The 14,201-nt window shown below is 70.6% G+C and carries 15 protein-coding genes; 11 read left to right on the forward strand and 4 right to left on the reverse strand.

Translation table 11 applies throughout. The features are described from left to right. The first annotated feature begins 3 nt into the window (after nucleotides 1–3). Entirely contained in the window at nucleotides 4–1,494 is a 1,491-nt protein-coding gene (locus tag ACG02S_RS11590; protein ID WP_394470609.1) for a hypothetical protein, read from the forward strand. 45 nt (nucleotides 1,495–1,539) lie between these two features. Here the strand turns inward: ACG02S_RS11590 and ACG02S_RS11595 are convergent, their stop codons facing one another. Next, on the reverse strand, nucleotides 1,540–3,249 hold the full coding sequence (locus ACG02S_RS11595; protein ID WP_394470610.1) for a sensor histidine kinase: 1,710 nt from the start codon (nucleotides 3,247–3,249) through the stop codon (nucleotides 1,540–1,542). Between the two features lie 113 nt (nucleotides 3,250–3,362). On the opposite strand from ACG02S_RS11595, the gene ACG02S_RS11600 reads away from it, so the two are divergent. From ACG02S_RS11600 to ACG02S_RS11640, 9 genes are all read left to right on the forward strand, one after another. Beyond that, the gene (locus ACG02S_RS11600) at nucleotides 3,363–3,710 is read left to right on the forward strand and encodes a YciI family protein (RefSeq protein WP_394470611.1); all 348 of its coding nucleotides are present in this window, start codon (nucleotides 3,363–3,365) and stop codon (nucleotides 3,708–3,710) included. A gap of 255 nt (nucleotides 3,711–3,965) precedes the next feature. Continuing rightward, complete coding sequence (locus tag ACG02S_RS11605) at nucleotides 3,966–4,370, forward strand: YciI family protein (RefSeq protein WP_394470612.1); 405 nt, start codon at nucleotides 3,966–3,968, stop codon at nucleotides 4,368–4,370. Nucleotides 4,371–4,382: 12 nt separating this feature from the next. Next, the gene (locus tag ACG02S_RS11610; RefSeq protein ID WP_394470613.1) at nucleotides 4,383–4,925 is read left to right on the forward strand and encodes an SRPBCC family protein; all 543 of its coding nucleotides are present in this window, start codon (nucleotides 4,383–4,385) and stop codon (nucleotides 4,923–4,925) included. Beyond that, nucleotides 4,922–5,365 carry an SRPBCC family protein gene (locus tag ACG02S_RS11615; protein ID WP_394470614.1) on the forward strand — a complete coding sequence of 148 codons (444 nt, stop codon included), beginning with the start codon at nucleotides 4,922–4,924 and terminating at the stop codon, nucleotides 5,363–5,365. The genes ACG02S_RS11610 and ACG02S_RS11615 overlap by 4 nt, the downstream gene beginning before the upstream one ends. Before the next feature lie 11 nt (nucleotides 5,366–5,376). Further along, a complete protein-coding gene (locus tag ACG02S_RS11620; protein ID WP_394470615.1) occupies nucleotides 5,377–5,766 on the forward strand; it encodes a VOC family protein in 390 nt (129 codons plus the stop codon). Between the two features lie 10 nt (nucleotides 5,767–5,776). Beyond that, nucleotides 5,777–6,181: a VOC family protein gene (locus ACG02S_RS11625; protein WP_394470616.1), complete on the forward strand. Its 405-nt coding sequence runs from the start codon at nucleotides 5,777–5,779 to the stop codon at nucleotides 6,179–6,181. Between the two features lie 10 nt (nucleotides 6,182–6,191). Next, complete coding sequence (locus ACG02S_RS11630) at nucleotides 6,192–6,680, forward strand: VOC family protein (protein WP_394470617.1); 489 nt, start codon at nucleotides 6,192–6,194, stop codon at nucleotides 6,678–6,680. Continuing rightward, a complete protein-coding gene (locus ACG02S_RS11635; RefSeq protein ID WP_394470618.1) occupies nucleotides 6,677–7,939 on the forward strand; it encodes an RNA polymerase sigma factor in 1,263 nt (420 codons plus the stop codon). Before ACG02S_RS11630 ends, ACG02S_RS11635 begins: the two co-directional genes overlap by 4 nt. A 95-nt stretch (nucleotides 7,940–8,034) precedes the next feature. Beyond that, nucleotides 8,035–8,352: a hypothetical protein gene (locus tag ACG02S_RS11640; protein ID WP_394470619.1), complete on the forward strand. Its 318-nt coding sequence runs from the start codon at nucleotides 8,035–8,037 to the stop codon at nucleotides 8,350–8,352. A 36-nt stretch (nucleotides 8,353–8,388) separates the two neighbouring features. Here ACG02S_RS11640 and ACG02S_RS11645 read toward each other — a convergent pair whose 3' ends face one another. Beyond that, nucleotides 8,389–10,095, reverse strand: coding sequence for a methyl-accepting chemotaxis protein (locus ACG02S_RS11645; protein ID WP_394470620.1), 1,707 nt, complete (start codon nucleotides 10,093–10,095; stop codon nucleotides 8,389–8,391). Nucleotides 10,096–10,239: 144 nt separating this feature from the next. Between ACG02S_RS11645 and ACG02S_RS11650 the strand changes: the two genes are divergently transcribed. Then, the gene (locus tag ACG02S_RS11650) at nucleotides 10,240–11,376 is read left to right on the forward strand and encodes an AraC family transcriptional regulator (RefSeq protein WP_394470621.1); all 1,137 of its coding nucleotides are present in this window, start codon (nucleotides 10,240–10,242) and stop codon (nucleotides 11,374–11,376) included. On the opposite strand, the gene ACG02S_RS11655 is transcribed toward ACG02S_RS11650, so the two are convergent. Continuing rightward, entirely contained in the window at nucleotides 11,373–13,451 is a 2,079-nt protein-coding gene (locus ACG02S_RS11655) for a sensor histidine kinase (RefSeq protein ID WP_394470622.1), read from the reverse strand. The two genes, ACG02S_RS11650 and ACG02S_RS11655, sit on opposite strands and share 4 nt — an antisense overlap. After that, a complete protein-coding gene (locus tag ACG02S_RS11660) occupies nucleotides 13,448–14,149 on the reverse strand; it encodes a response regulator transcription factor (RefSeq protein ID WP_394470623.1) in 702 nt (233 codons plus the stop codon). Before ACG02S_RS11660 ends, ACG02S_RS11655 begins: the two co-directional genes overlap by 4 nt. Nucleotides 14,150–14,201 lie beyond the last annotated feature (52 nt).

Below are 14,201 nucleotides of genomic sequence, written 5' to 3' on the forward strand. Positions count from 1 at the left end.
ACCATGCGCCGCTTTGTGCTGATCGTCGTGGCGGCCGCTGCCGCCGCCGTCGTCATGACCCGTGCCGACGCCGCCGAGCTGCCGGTCTTCCCGCGCGCCGGTCTGGTCGTGCAGGACGCACCGCTGCGCGGTGCGCCGCGCGACACCGCCTCGCTGCAGGCCCAGATGGCGCGCGGCGAGGCGCTGGAGATCCGCGCCGAGCGCGGCGACCACTGGCAGGTGTGGGACTACCGCCGCGAGCGCGGGGGCTGGCTGCGAAAGGGCCAGGTCTTGCTGGTGCCGCGCGGTGACGGCGCCGCCACCGAACTGCTGTCGCAGCTGCGCCTGGCGCGCCAGCAGTGGGGCACCGAAGGCCTGGGGCTGGGCCTGGCTGCGGCCTATGTGCAGGCCGCCACGCCGGCCGACATGGCCGGCCCCGGCGGCGCCGAGGCGCTGGACGCAATGGGCACGTTCGCGGAGCGAATCGCCGAGCGCGCGTCGACCCGCGATGCCCGCCCGACCGAAGGCCAACTGGCCGCACAGATGGACGTGGCCGCGCGCTTCGGCCTGAAGTTCGAGTCCTTCGACGTGGAGGAAGGCCGCGTGCAGGTCTGCTACGACGGCGAGGTGTTCCGCCGCCTGCTGGCCACCGCGGCCACGCCGGAGCAGCGCGTGCGCGCGGCGCTGGCACTGACACGGCCCGACTGCCTGAACCCGCGTGCCACGGTGCGCGAGCAGGAGGCGCGCGACCAGTGGCGCCGGCAGGTTCTGGCTCAGGTGGACGGCGCCGCGCTGCCGGTGCACTGGAGGAACCGGCTGCTGATGCGCCGCGCATCGGTCAGTGCGAGCCTGGCATTTGCGCAGGCCAGGCGAAGTCCAGTGGGGGCTGGCGGCGAGGCCGCACCCGCGCTGGTCGAGCTGGCAGGCATCGTGCCGGCCGAGCTGACCGAGGACGACCAGCCCGCCTACAACGACGCCGTCATGCGCGTGAACGCCGCGCGCTGGCTGGGCACGGTCAACACCGCGCGCGACTTCGGCAGCGTCTCGCTGACGCTGCAGCCGGGCGCCGACGGCGAGCGCTGCGTCGTGCTGGCCGAGGCCGGCAAGCCCGTGGCGCGCCGCTGCAGCTGGGGCCAGGTCGCGCTGGCATCGGCGTCACTGAACCGCGAAGGCCGTGCGCTGGCGCTTGCCGTGCAGCCGCTGGACGGCTGGCGCGAGCTGTGGCTGTTCCTGAAGGAGCCGGGCCGCAACGGCGCCTGGCGCATCGAGGTCATGCCGCCGGCACCGGCCCAGCCGGGCCTGGGGGTGGCCGAGTTCGCCGGCTGGGTGCCGGGTGGCCAGCAACTGCTGGTGGCGCGCGAGTTCCGCGCGGAGGGCCGGTACCGCCGCAGCTTCGAGGTGGTGTCGCTGGCCAACCTTGCCACCGAGCGGCAGTCGCCGGAGCCGGCGCTGCTGGGCGCGTTCCAGCGCTGGAGCGACCCGGCCTGGCGCGGGGGCTCGCCCATCCGGCGCTGAGACGTCAATGAGATGTCGCTGGGCGGCCCAGCGGCCCAGCGTCCTTCAGGCGGCCAGCGCCAGCGCCGCGTTGGCCTGCAGCGGCAGCTCCAGGCGGACCACGGTGCCCTTGCCCGGCTCGCTCTCCAGCTGCAGGCTGCCCCCCAGCAGGCCGGTGGCGAAGCTGTGCGCGACGAACAGGCCCAGGCCGCTGCCACCCTGGCCGAACGAGGTCGAGAAAAAGGGCTCGAACGCACGCGCCACGTCCGTGGCCGGCATGCCGACGCCGTCGTCGCGCACCTCCAGCACCAGCCGGCTGGCGCTGGCGCGACGCCCGCTGACGCGCACGTGGCCCGCAGCGCGGTCGCGAAAGCCATGCACGCAGGCGTTTTCCAGCAGCTGTTCCAGCACCTGCTGCAACACCTCGGCGTCGCCGTCCAGCAGGAAACCTTCGGGCAGGTCGCAGGCGAGTTGCACGCGGGGGTCGGTCCGGTGGCTTTGCACGCGGGCCCAGGCCTGCAGCACGGCGCAACGCAGGTCGAAGCGCGTGCGCTGCGCGCGGTCACTGTTTTCGGTCAGCTGGCGGAAGCGGCTGACCAGCCGCAGCGCGCGCTCCACGTTCTGCTGCACCAGCTCGGCGCCCGAGCCGGTGTGCGCGATCCAGTCGGCCAGCTCCTGGCGCTTCAGCGGTGCACCGCTGGCCATGCGGTCGGCGAACTGGCGGCTGCCGTCGCGCAGCGAGGTCGATCCCAGCAGCGCGTTGCCCAGCGGCGTGTTCAGCTCATGGGCGATGCCCGCCACGAGCTGACCCAGCGCGGCCAGCTTGCGGCTGTTGACGAGTTCGTCCTGCGCGGCCAGCAGCTCGGCCGTGCGTGCCTGCACCTGCTCTTCCAGCCACTGCGCGGCGCGGCGGCGCTCCTCGGTGCGGCGCTCCTGGTCGATGGCGATGCCGGCCAGATGGCTGGCGGTGTTCAGCGCGGCCAGCTCGTCCGCGCTGGGGCGGCGCACCTCGCGGTAGTACATCGCAAAGCTGCCGATGACCTGCTTTTGAGGCCCGTGGATGGGCGCCGACCAGCAGGCCTTGAAGCCGTAGGGCAGCGCCAGGTCGCGGTAGGCCGCCCACAGCGGATGGGTGCCGATGTCGTCCACGACCACCAGGCGGTCGTCGTGCATGGCCGTGCCGCAGGAGCCGGCGGTGGGCCCGATCTCGGCACCCTCGAGCGCCTGCATGTAGGCGGTGGGCATGCGCGGCCCCGCGCCCACGTGCACGTGGCGGCCGTCCAGGTCCAGCAGCAGCACGGTGCAGTACAGCCCCTCGAACTGCGATTCGATCAGCGCCGTCAGCCGGGCCAGCACCGGCGGCAGCGGCTGGCCGGTGGCCACCATCTCCAGCAGCTCGTTCTTGGCCCGGTTCAGCACCTCCTCGAACTGCATGCGGCTGACGTCCACCATGCAGACGGCGATCTGGGACTCGCCGTCGCGCTCGGTCAGTGTCAGGTGCAGCTCGTGGTGCCGGCCCTCGCCGGCGCGGGTCTGGAACTGCCAGGGCAGGCTCAGCGAACCCGCCAGCTGCAGCTGCGCAAGCACACCTTCCAGCGTCTCGGCGGACGGTCGCCCATCCGGCTGGCGCAGCGGGCACAGCAGCGACAACGGCATGCCGGCCAGCGCCTGCGGGTCGTAGCCCAGCACCTTGGCGCGGCCCGAGGCCGTGCCGATGATGGGCAGGTCAGGGGCTGCCTTGACAAGCAATATCGCGACATGGGTCATGTCGTCCATCTCGGGCTCCACTGAGTGGATTGCTTAGCGCAGCGTACACCCATCCTGCTGCCACAACCTGTATGCCAAAGGCGCCAGAATCGCCGCGTTGCCACAGGATTGCGGATGCCGCCATGCCCCAGATGCTGCTCATCGTCGAACCCATTGACCAGCGGGCTGAGCGTGGCCGCACCGCCGGCGAGGCGGTCTACCAGCGCATGCTGGATTTCGCTGGTGAACTGCAGGCCGAGGGCTTGCTGCTGGGTGTCAATTCGCTGAGCAGCGCCGCTCGCCGCCTGAGCCGGCGCGACGGCGGTGTGCAGGTCTGGGACGGCCCCTTCGCCGAGGCCAAGGAGATGGTGGGCGGCTACTTCCTGCTCGACACCGAGGACCCCGAGGTCGCCATGGCCTGGGCGCAGCGCTGCCCGGCGGCCGAGTGGGCCACCGTGGAGATTCGCAGCATCGGCCCCTGCTACATGTGAGCCCCTCGTCCGGGCCCGCCACGCTGGACGCGGGCGGGCCCAGCCGGTCCCCGAGGGGGCGGCGATGCTTGCGGCATCGAGCCGCAAACACATCGCCAGACGGGCCGGCTTGGGGCGGCCCGGCGCTCGGCCCCGCCACCCCCAGTTCGGAAATTTCGGTAGTTACCCGGAGCCTGTCGAAACCGTTTCGCGTGGATCGTCGTGCTCATGAAGGCCGCACAGCAGCGGCTGCCAGCACCCATCGGGAGAGACGACATGCGATTCATCATTCAAGTCCGCGCCACCGCCGTCAGCGAGCGCGGCGACAAGCCCGGCCCCGAGTACGCGAAGCTGTTCGAGGAAATGGGCGCCTTCCACGAGGAAATGGCGCGCGCCGGCGTGCTGCTGGACGGCGCCGGCCTGCGCCCCAGCCGCGACGGCTGGCGCCAGCGCTACCACGCGGATGGCCGCCGCGAGGTCATCGACGGCCCCTTCGCCGAGACCAAGGAGCTGATCGCCGGCTACACCATCATCCAGGTGCGCTCGGCGGAGGAGGCCCGGGCCTGGGCCAGCAAATTCCCGGCGCCCTTCGTCGGCATGACCTGCGAGATCGAGGTGCGGCCTCTGTACGAGGAGGCCGACTTCGGCCCGGGCGGCGACATGGAAATCGGCGCAGCCTGAAGGAGGAATGCCATGAGCAACTTCTCCCTCATCCTGGTGTGCCTGGGCGTTGCGCTGCTGCTGTTGCTGGCTTATGCCGCCACGCGGCCCGGCGAGTTCAGCGTGGAGCGCCGGCTGCGCATCGGCGTGCCGGCCGACCGCCTGTGGCCGCTGGTCAGCGAGCTGCGCGCCTTCAACCGCTGGAATCCCTACGAACGCAAGGACCCGCTCATCAATGGCACCTACACCGGCGCAGCGGGCGGGGTGGGCTCGCGCTACGAATGGGACAGCAAGCAGGTCGGTGTCGGCGCGATGGAGATCACCGCCCAGCAACCCGGTCGGGCGGTGCAGATGAAACTGGACTTCGTGAAGCCCTTCAAGGCGCACAACCACGTCGAGTTCGCTTTGCAGCCGACAGCCGATGGGTCCACCGAGGTGCGCTGGCGCATGCATGGGCAGGCCAATTTCGTGGCCAAGCTGATGGGCGTGTTCATCGACATGGACAGCATGTGCGGCCGCGACTTCGAGGCCGGCCTGCAGAACCTGCGACAGATCGCCGAAGGGGGCCAGGCATGAAGGACCTGCAGTTCAGCATCGACATCGCCGCGCCGGTGGCCCGCGTGTGGGACTGCATGTTCGACCCGCTGGCCTACCGCGACTGGAGCAGCGCGTTCTGCGAGGGCTCCTACTACGAGGGCAGCTGGGAGGCCGGCCGGCGGCTGCGCTTCCTGGATCCGCAGGGCTTCGGCATGGAGGCCATCGTCGACGAGCAAGTGCGGCACGAGCGCCTGTCGCTGCGGCTGGTCGGTGAGATCAAGGACGGCCGGCCGGTGGCGGACAGCCCGCTGGCACAGGCGCCCGCCACCGAGCGCTACGTGTTCGCCGCGCAGCCCGGCGGCGGCACGCGGCTCGTCGTGCACCTGCAGAGCTGGAACGACGGCTTCACCGACTTCCTGCAGACCACCTGGCCCGAAGCGCTGAAGCGCCTGAAGGCCCGCGCCGAATCCACCCACTGAAAGGCACAGCCATGAAGATTCAAGTCACGAGCGTGATGGTCGACGACCAGGACAAGGCCCTGGCGTTCTACACGGAGAAGCTGGGCTTCAAAAAGATGGCCGACATTCAGATGAGCCCCGACTACCGCTGGCTCACCGTCGTGTCGCCCGAGGGCATCGAGGGCGTCGAACTGTCGCTCGACCCGATGAGCATGGAAGCGTCCAGGGTCTATCAGAAGGCGCTGTACGACGCGGGCACGCCCCTGAACGCTTTCGTCACGGCCGACATCGACGCCGAGGTGAAGAAGCTGCGCGAGCGTGGCGTCGTCGTGCGCGGCGAACCCGCCGACATGGGGCCGATCAGGGCGGTCAGCTTCGAGGACACCTGCGGCAACCTGATCCACCTCGTCCAACCGCTCTGAAGCACCGGCCATGCACAAGCAGATCTTCATCAACCTGCCCGTCAAGGACCTGCCCGCCAGCAAGGCCTTCTTCGAGGCGATGGGCTATGCCTTCAACCCGCAGTTCACCGACGACAAGGCCGCCTGCCTGGTGCTGGGCGAGACGCTGTACGCGATGCTGCTGACCGAGCCCTTCTTCAAGGGCTTCACGGCCAAGCCGGTGGTCGACGCAAAAGCCGCCACCGAGGTGCTGGTGTGCCTCTCGTGCGAGAGCCGCGAGGAGGTCGACCAGCTCGTCGCCCAGGCCCGCGCCGCTGGCGGCGCCGTGCCGCGCGAGCCGCAGGACCATGGCTTCATGTACGCCCATGGCTTCGAGGACCTCGACGGCCACATCTGGGAACTCGCCTACATGAGCGGTGAACCGCCTGCGGCCTGAGGAGCGCGCCATGCAGATCCAGAAGCTCACCCCCTTCATCTGGTACCAGCGCGGCGCCGAAGACGCCGTGGCGCACTACCTGAAGGTGTTCGGCGCCGACAAGGGCAAGGTGCTGGACACCCAGCGCTGGGGCGAGAACGCGCCCGGCGCGGCCGGCACGGTCATGCTGGTGCAGTTCGAGCTGTTCGGCGCGCAGATGAGTGCCTTCAACGGCGGGCCGCACTTCAAGCTGACCGAGGCGTTCTCGCTCACCGTCGCCTGCGACGACCAGGCCGAGATCGACCACCTGTGGGAGCGGCTGCCCGCCGACGGCGGCAAGCACAAGTCCTGCGGCTGGGTGGAAGACGCCTGGGGCCTGTCCTGGCAGCTCATCCCCAAGGCCTGGTTCGACATGGTGCGCGACCCCGACCCGGCCCGCGTGCAGCGTGTCTTCCAGGCAGTGTGGGCGATGGAGAAGATCGAGCTCGCCGGGCTCAAGGCAGCCTACGACGGCACGTGACGAGCCATGCCGACCTCGCCGCGGGCGTCTGGCGCATCGAGCGCAGTCGCCTGGTCGGTGCCGCCGCCAAGCTGCTGCGCGACCTGGACGAGGCCGAGGACTGCGCGCAGGACGCGCTCATCGCGGCGATGGACACCTGGCCGCGCGACGGTGAGCCCGCCAACCCCGGCGCCTGGCTGATGACCACCACCCGCAACAAGGCGCTGGACCGGTTGCGCCGCCGCGCCATGCTGGAGCGCGAGCACGAGCACCTGGCCGCCGACGACGAGGCCGCCGGCACCCACGTGGTGCCCGACTTTGTCGACGCGCTGGACGCCGCGCGCGACCAGGCCGAGATCGGCGACGAGCAACTGCGCCTCATCTTCATCGCCTGCCACCCCGTGCTGCCGCGCGAGGCGCAGGTGGCGCTGACGCTGCGGCTGCTGGGCGGGCTGGAGACCAGCGAGATCGCCCGCGCCTTCCTGCAGCCCGAGGCCACGGTGGCGCAGCGCATCGTGCGCGCCAAGAAGGCGCTGTTGGGCCAGGCCTACGAGCTGCCCGGCCCGGCCGAGCGCGAGCAGCGCCTGGGGGCCGTGCTGGCCGTGGTCTACCTGATCTTCAATGAAGGCCACAGCGCCGGCAGCGGCGCGGCGCTGCTGCGCCCGGCGCTGTGCGACGAGGCCCTGCGCCTGGCGCGTCAGCTGCAGCACCTGCTGCCGCACGACGCGCAGGTGCACGGTCTGGCGGCACTGCTGGAGATCCAGGCCTCGCGCCTGCCCGCGCGGCTGGACGCCCAGGGCCGCCCCGTGCTGCTGCCCGACCAGGACCGCCGCAAGTGGGACCGGCTGCTGATCCAGCGCGGCCTGGCGGCGCTGTCCCGTGCGCTGCAGCTCGGTGAACCGGGTCCATACACACTGCAGGCCGTCATCGCCGCCTGCCACGCCCGCGCGTCGCGCGCCGAGGACACCGACTGGGGCGCCATCGTGGACGGCTACGACCGCCTGCTGGCGTTGAACCCCTCGCCCGTCATCGCGCTGAACCGCGCGGTGGCCGTCAGCTTCGCCAGCGGCCCAGCCGCGGCGCTGCCGCTGCTGGAGGCGCTGGCCGCCGAGCCGCAGTTGAAGCGCTACCCCTTCCTGGCCGGCGCGCAGGCCGACGTGCTGGAGCGCCTGGGCCAGGTCAGCCAGGCCCGCGACGCCTACCTGCGGGCGGCGGAGCTGACCGACAACGAGGTGCAGCGCGAACTGCTGCTGGCACGCGCGCGGCGGCTGATGGACTGAGCCTGGACCGGCAGTTGCGGCCCTATCGGGGATCACTTGAAATCCGGCGGCACGGGTCCAAGTAGGCTTCAGCCGATTCATCACCGGGTGCCCTCATGACCTCTGCCGTCAAGCTTGCCGTCCCCAACGAACTGCTACCCCTCGTGCGCCTGGCGCAGCTGCTGCAGGGCCTGGAAGGCCGTCTCGTGGACCCGCACCAGTACCGCGTGCTGGTGCAGAAGCTGACCGCCGAGCTGGACCAGCACCAGGCCCACGAGGTGCTGCCCGGCCTGCTGGACCACCTGCCCGCCGCGGCCGAGGTCTACGAGAACCTGCAATACGCCCACGCGGGCCTGGTGCGTGTGCCGCTGGAGATGTCGCTGACGTCGGAGCTGGCGGCGCGGGAACTGCTGGAGCGGGTGGGGCGCTGCTGAGCGCGCCCGCTACCCTGCTCGTGATCGAGCCTGGTGTCAGAACTGCATCCAGCCTTGCGCCGAAGTGCTGGCCTCGTGCACGGTCGGTTTCGCGCGGGCCGGCGACGCTGAGGTCGGTCGCTGAGGACGGGCCGGGGCGGTAGGCATCGCGACCGGCACGGCTGCCTTCGCCGTGGTGGCGTCGTCCAGCTTGAAAACGGCGACGGCCTGCACCAACTGGCGAGTCTGCATGTTCAGGCTGTCCGCCGCGGCGGCTGACTGCTCGACGAGCGCAGCGTTCTGCTGCGTGACACTGTCCAGCTGCGTAACGGCCTCGTTGATCTGGCCGATGCCCGCAGTCTGTTCCAGCGTCGCAGCCGTGATCTCTCCGATCAGGTCGGACACGCGCTGCACACGCGTGACGATGTCCTCCATGGCCTGGCCGGCGGCGTCCACCAGCTGACTGCCGCTGTCCACCTTCGCCACGCTGTCCTGGATCAGGTGCTTGATTTCCTTGGCCGCGCCCGCGCTCTTTTGTGCAAGGGTGCGGACCTCGCCTGCCACCACCGCGAAGCCGCGCCCCTGCTCGCCCGCGCGCGCGGCCTCGACAGCGGCGTTCAGTGCCAGCAGGTTGGTCTGGAAGGCGATGCCATCGATGACGCCGATGATGTCGAAGATGCGCCGTGACGAGTCATTGATCTCGCCCATCGTGGTCACCACCTGACCCACCACGCTGCCGCCCCTGCGGGCGGCCTCGCTGGCTTCGCGCGCCAGCTGAGTGGCCTGCCGGGAAGAGTCCGCGCTGTTCTGCACGGTGCTGGTCAGCTCCTCCATGGAGGCAGCCGTTTCTTCCAGATTGCTGGCCTGCTCCTCCGTGCGCTGTGAGAGGTCGGCGTTGCCCGCCGCGATCTGGCCGGCGCCCGTGGCGATGCTGTCGCTGGCCTGGCGCACGGAACCCACCACGTCGCGCAGCGCCTGCTGCATGTCGCCCATGGCGGCCACCACGCTGCCTGGCCTGGCGCGCGAACGGTTGATGGGTGTCGTCAGGTCGCCCGAGGCGATGGCAACGGCCGCGCGGGCCACGTCCGCCGGTTCGCCGCCCAACGACCGTGTCAGGCTGCGGGTCAACAGCCAGCCGATGACCACGCCTGCCAGCACGCCGCCGACCGTCAAGCTGGCGAGCAGCCAGCGGATTTCCGTGTAGATCCTGTCGGTGGTTTCGTTGAGCGCGCGCGCGTCGTCGCGCTTGCGCGTCACCAGCTGGCCCAGCAACTCATCCGCCCGCTCGGCCAGCTTCCGGGCCTCGAGCATCTTGGCCGTGGAGGCACGCGCATCCGCCAGGTTTTCCGTCTCCAGCACGCTACCCACCGTGCGCAGGCCGGCGGTGTAGGCCTGCAATGCCGCGTTTGCGTCGTCGACCAGCTTGCGGCCCTCCTCCGTGCTGAAGAAGCCGCGGGCCTGGCCAAGCTCCTCGCGCGCTTGGGCAAGCCGCTCACCGACGCGCTGCAGCGCATCCTGACGCTCTGCTTGTGTCGCTGCCAGGATGGCGGTCCGAATACCCCGCCCGGCGAGGAGCAACTGCATGTTGGCCTCACTGGCGTGCAGCATGCCGGCGATCTCGCGGTCATACATCTGCGTGGCCAGGTCATTGATCTGGGCCGACTTCTGTATGCCGCTGAACCCGATCAGGCCCCCGATGCCGGCCACGGCGAGGAACCCGCCGATGAGCTTGTTCGCGACCCTGAGCTTCCTGAACCATTCCACGTTTCACATCCGTTCTCGTCGTCCACACCCAGAAGCGGATGCCCGGAAAGTGTCGAAAGTTGCCTCCTTGGGCGTCTACGAGAATCGCGCAAATGATGGCTTGTTTTACGAAATTGCCACTTAAATGAATGATCTTGCCTGATGTTGCGCGCTTTCGCGCTGAACATCGGACATAAACTGGTATTCGTCGGATATGCCATATACCAATGCCTTGTTGCGCTATCCATCTTCAATCGTGATGCATCGCCCTGCGCCGGCGCATCTGCTGTCGACGTCGAATCAGTGCCTGCTTCCTCCTCTGCCCTGTTGTTCGGCAACGACCATTGCAAGCGTTTCAACAGTCCGCAGGACTTGGCGGACGCGCTGCTGCCGTTCTGGCCTCACCTGCAGGACATGGAGACGGTGCCCGGCCACGGCGCTTTCCAGGGCCGGCTCGCCGCGCTGCCGATGCCAGGCTTGTCGGCGCTGGCCGTCGGTGTCAGCGGCCTGCGCATGGCGGTGCACGACAACGTCAGCACCGCCCTCACATTCCCGCTGCAGGGCAACACGCTGTTGAGGATCGACGGGCGCCGGTTCAACGAGTACGCGGGATCAGGGTGCTTCTTCATTCCCGCCGGGACCGGTCCGCAATATGCGGAGTGCAGTGGGCACAACGCCTGCATGTTGCAGATCGACCGGCAACTGTTGACGCATGCGGCCCGCGCGGTGCTGGGCCTGCAGCCGGGCGAACCGGTAGAGCTGGACTGCGACCGGCCGCGGGTGGTGGGCGCGGAGGTGGGGCCCGCGACATTGGCGCTGGCCCGGCACCTCGGCGCGACGATGGAGCTGCATGCCTGCAATCCGCAGCTGCTGGACCGCCTGGGCTTCCAGGATTTCGTCTACCGGCAGCTGGTGTTGCTGTTCAGGCCGGACTGGCAGTCGGCAGTTCGCCAGCAGCGCCAGCCGTCCGGCGGGCCCAGGCGCCGTGCGATCGACCGGGTTTGCGACGCCATGCTGTCCGACCTGTCCGGTCGGCACACGGTCAGCGCGCTGTCGGCACTCAGCGGCATGTCTGCACGCGGCCTGCAGTACGCCTTCAAGAGCCGGTTCGGCCAGTCCCCGCTGCAATGGCTGCGTGAACAGCGCCTCGAGCACGCGCGCCGCAAGCTGCTGGGCGGGACGCACGACAGCATCACGCAGATCGCGATGGACTGCGGCTTCGCGACGGCCAGCAGCTTCTCGGCCTTCTACCGGAGCCGTTTCGGCGAGCTGCCCACAGCGACGCGGGGGCGGCGTGCCTAGCCCCGCCGCAACCCGATCTCGAACACCACCCCGTCCGTCACATTGCGCGCCGCAATGCTGCCTCCCATCTTCGCCAGATAGGTCTTGGCGACGAACAGTCCCTGGCCGCGCCGTTGGCCGTCCCGCGGGTCGGCGTCGCTGACGCCGTAGTCGAAGATGCGCGCGAGCTGGTCGTCGGCGATGTGCGGCCCCTGGTTGTGCAGGCTCACGACGACCAGCTCGCCGCCCGTTTGCAGCGTCAGCGTGACGGGTGTGCCGGCCGCGCGGTGGCGATCCGCGTTGGTCAGCACATGCGTGATTGCATCCTCCAGCGGGTATTCGTCGGCCTGCACCCACACGGGCTGCCCGGCCGGCGCGTAGGCCACATCGGCGATGCCGGCATAGGCCGCGTTGTCGGCCACGCCGCGCAGGAAGGCGTCCAGGTCCAGCCGGCCCACCGCCAGCGTCGCGGCGGCCAGTGCCTCGCTGGGCGAGGCCTGGCCATACAACACCTTCACGGCCTGCTGCATGCGCTGCACGTAGCGGCGGCTGGGGTCGTCGTCGCCCGCGTGCAGCAGCATCAGCGACTGCAGCGGCGACATGATCTCGTGGCCCACCGCATGCCACTGGTCGTGCTCGCGCTCGGCGCGCAGCTGCTCGCGGCGCAGGCTGTCGCGCGCCTGCTGCAGCAGGTCGGAGAGCACCCCGGCCAGGATGCCCAGCTCGTCGCGCCCGCGCAGGTCGGCCACGTCCAGCGTGCCCAGCGCCGGGCGGCGTTCGTCCGGCTTCTGCAGCTGGTGCGACAGCGCCGCGGCGCGCCGGGTCAGCGTCGCCACGCGCCGGATCAGGCCCATCTCGATGATGAGCCAGGCCAGGGCGATGGCCGCCAGCATGGCCGCCACCGGCCAGGCCAGCCGCGCGGCGCTGGCGCTGAGCGTGCGGTCCAGGCCTTGCAGGTCGCCGCTCAGCGTGACGTCGAAACGGCCGGCCGGCGTCGTCACGCTGTCGCGGCCCGTCAGCGTGCGCGGCAGGGCCGGCGCGGGCAGGTGCTGGATCAGCGCGGTCAGCCACGGTGACGGCGGCGCGCCGGCGGCGTCGGCGCCCTGCAGCAGCGCGACGACATGGCTGCCGCGCGTGATCTGCAGCGTCTCGCCCGGCGCCAGCGCGGCGGTCAGCCGCGCCAGCGTCAGCGGCGGCTGCGCGCCGGGGGCCGCGCTGTCGAACAGCGTCGCATCGCCCGGCCCCAGCAGCGCCAGCCGCAGGCCCGTGCGCGGCAGGTCGGCGGGTGGCCACTGCGGCCCGCCAGGGCGGAACAGCGCCTCGCGGAAGGCTTCCACCGGCAGCCGGATGGAGAGGGTCGTGCGGCGCGGGCACTCTGCGCCCTCGGCGAGGCACGGTCCCTCGCGCCACACCCAGCCGCGGAAGTCGCGCTGCGGCCGGGCGCGGCGCGGCAGCGTCGTGGTGTCCGCGTCGTCGACGGTGAACCCGGCGAGCTGGCCGCGCTGCGTGTCCATCACGTCGACGGGCGCCAGCCAGTGCCGCACCTCGCCGCCGCGCTGCAGGCTGACGCGCACGCGATGCACGCCGGCCAGATCGGTGGCGCCGCGTGCGCGGGCGACGAGGGGCGGTGCATCCACGCTGGCCACCAGATAGACGAAGCCGCCCGCGTACGCATTGCTGCCCACCGCCGCGCACAGGCTGGCGCCGCCCGGGTACTGCAGCGCGCAGCCGGCCATGTCCACCACGCGCTGCGCCTTGGTTGCGTCGTCGAAGTCGATGGCGCCGAACGGCAGCACCAGCGGTGCCACCCAGCCGGCGCCCACCTGCGCCGGCTCCGGGTTCAGCAGCGCCAGCTGGCCCGACGGATGGCGCAGCTGCGCCACCACCTCGGTCAGCGACTTGGCGAACGTCTGCGCGTAGCGCTGTGCATTGCGCTGGCGCTCCTCGTTCAATAGCGCCACGGCCAGCGCCAGCGTGGCCAGCGCGAGTGCGATGAACACGAGGTGGAAGACGATGCGGTTGCGGAAGGCCGCGACGCCGAGGCGCGGCATGTCGGCGAACTCGGGCAGCGGCAGCTCGACGCGGCCCAGCTTCATCCGCCGGACGTCCAGCGGAAGCCCCGCATCGGGATGTTCTCGATGCCGTCGAACGCCGGGTCCACGTCGCGAAACGCATCGCGGATGGTGGCCACGTGCTTGCGCACGTTGTCGCGGTTGCGGCCGCTCTTGACGACGTCGAACAGCTCCTCGTAGCTGACCACCTCGCCGGCGCGCGCATGCAGCGTCGCGAGGATGCGCTGGGCCGTCAGCGGCAGGTTGATGCGCTGTTGCCGCCACATGGGCGTGCGCTGCTTCAGCGGGTCCAGCTGCAGGCTGTCGTCGGCCTTGGCTGCGGCTTTCGCGGCCGGCTCCTTGAGCCGCGCGGTGCGCAGGATGTCCAGGAAGGTCTCGACGAACTCGGCCTCGTCGAAGGTCGTCTTCTGCAGGTAGTCCCAGGCGTCCAGCGCCTTCATGATGCTGCGGTAGATGGCCGCCGGCATGGCCGACACCACCAGCACCGGCGTGCCCAGGCCCTGCTTGTTGATCTCGTTGATCAGCGCCACGCCGGCATTGCGCTCGCGGCCCAGCTCGATGTCCAGCACCACGAGGTCGTAGCGCTCGCGCTGCAGCGCGGCCTCGGCAGCGTCACGGTCAAAATGCTGGTCGACCACCAGCTCGGGGCGGGCGGCGCGTATCCAGCCGGCCAGCTGTTCGCTGGTGGTGGGGTCGTCCTCGATGACGGCGATGCGGGGCATGGCGCCATTCTGGCGACAGTTGCGGCCCGGGCTGCGGAAGAAGTCTTCCGCG

Source organism: Pelomonas dachongensis (assembly GCF_043555865.1).
Lineage (GTDB): Bacteria > Pseudomonadota > Gammaproteobacteria > Burkholderiales > Burkholderiaceae_C > Pelomonas > Pelomonas dachongensis.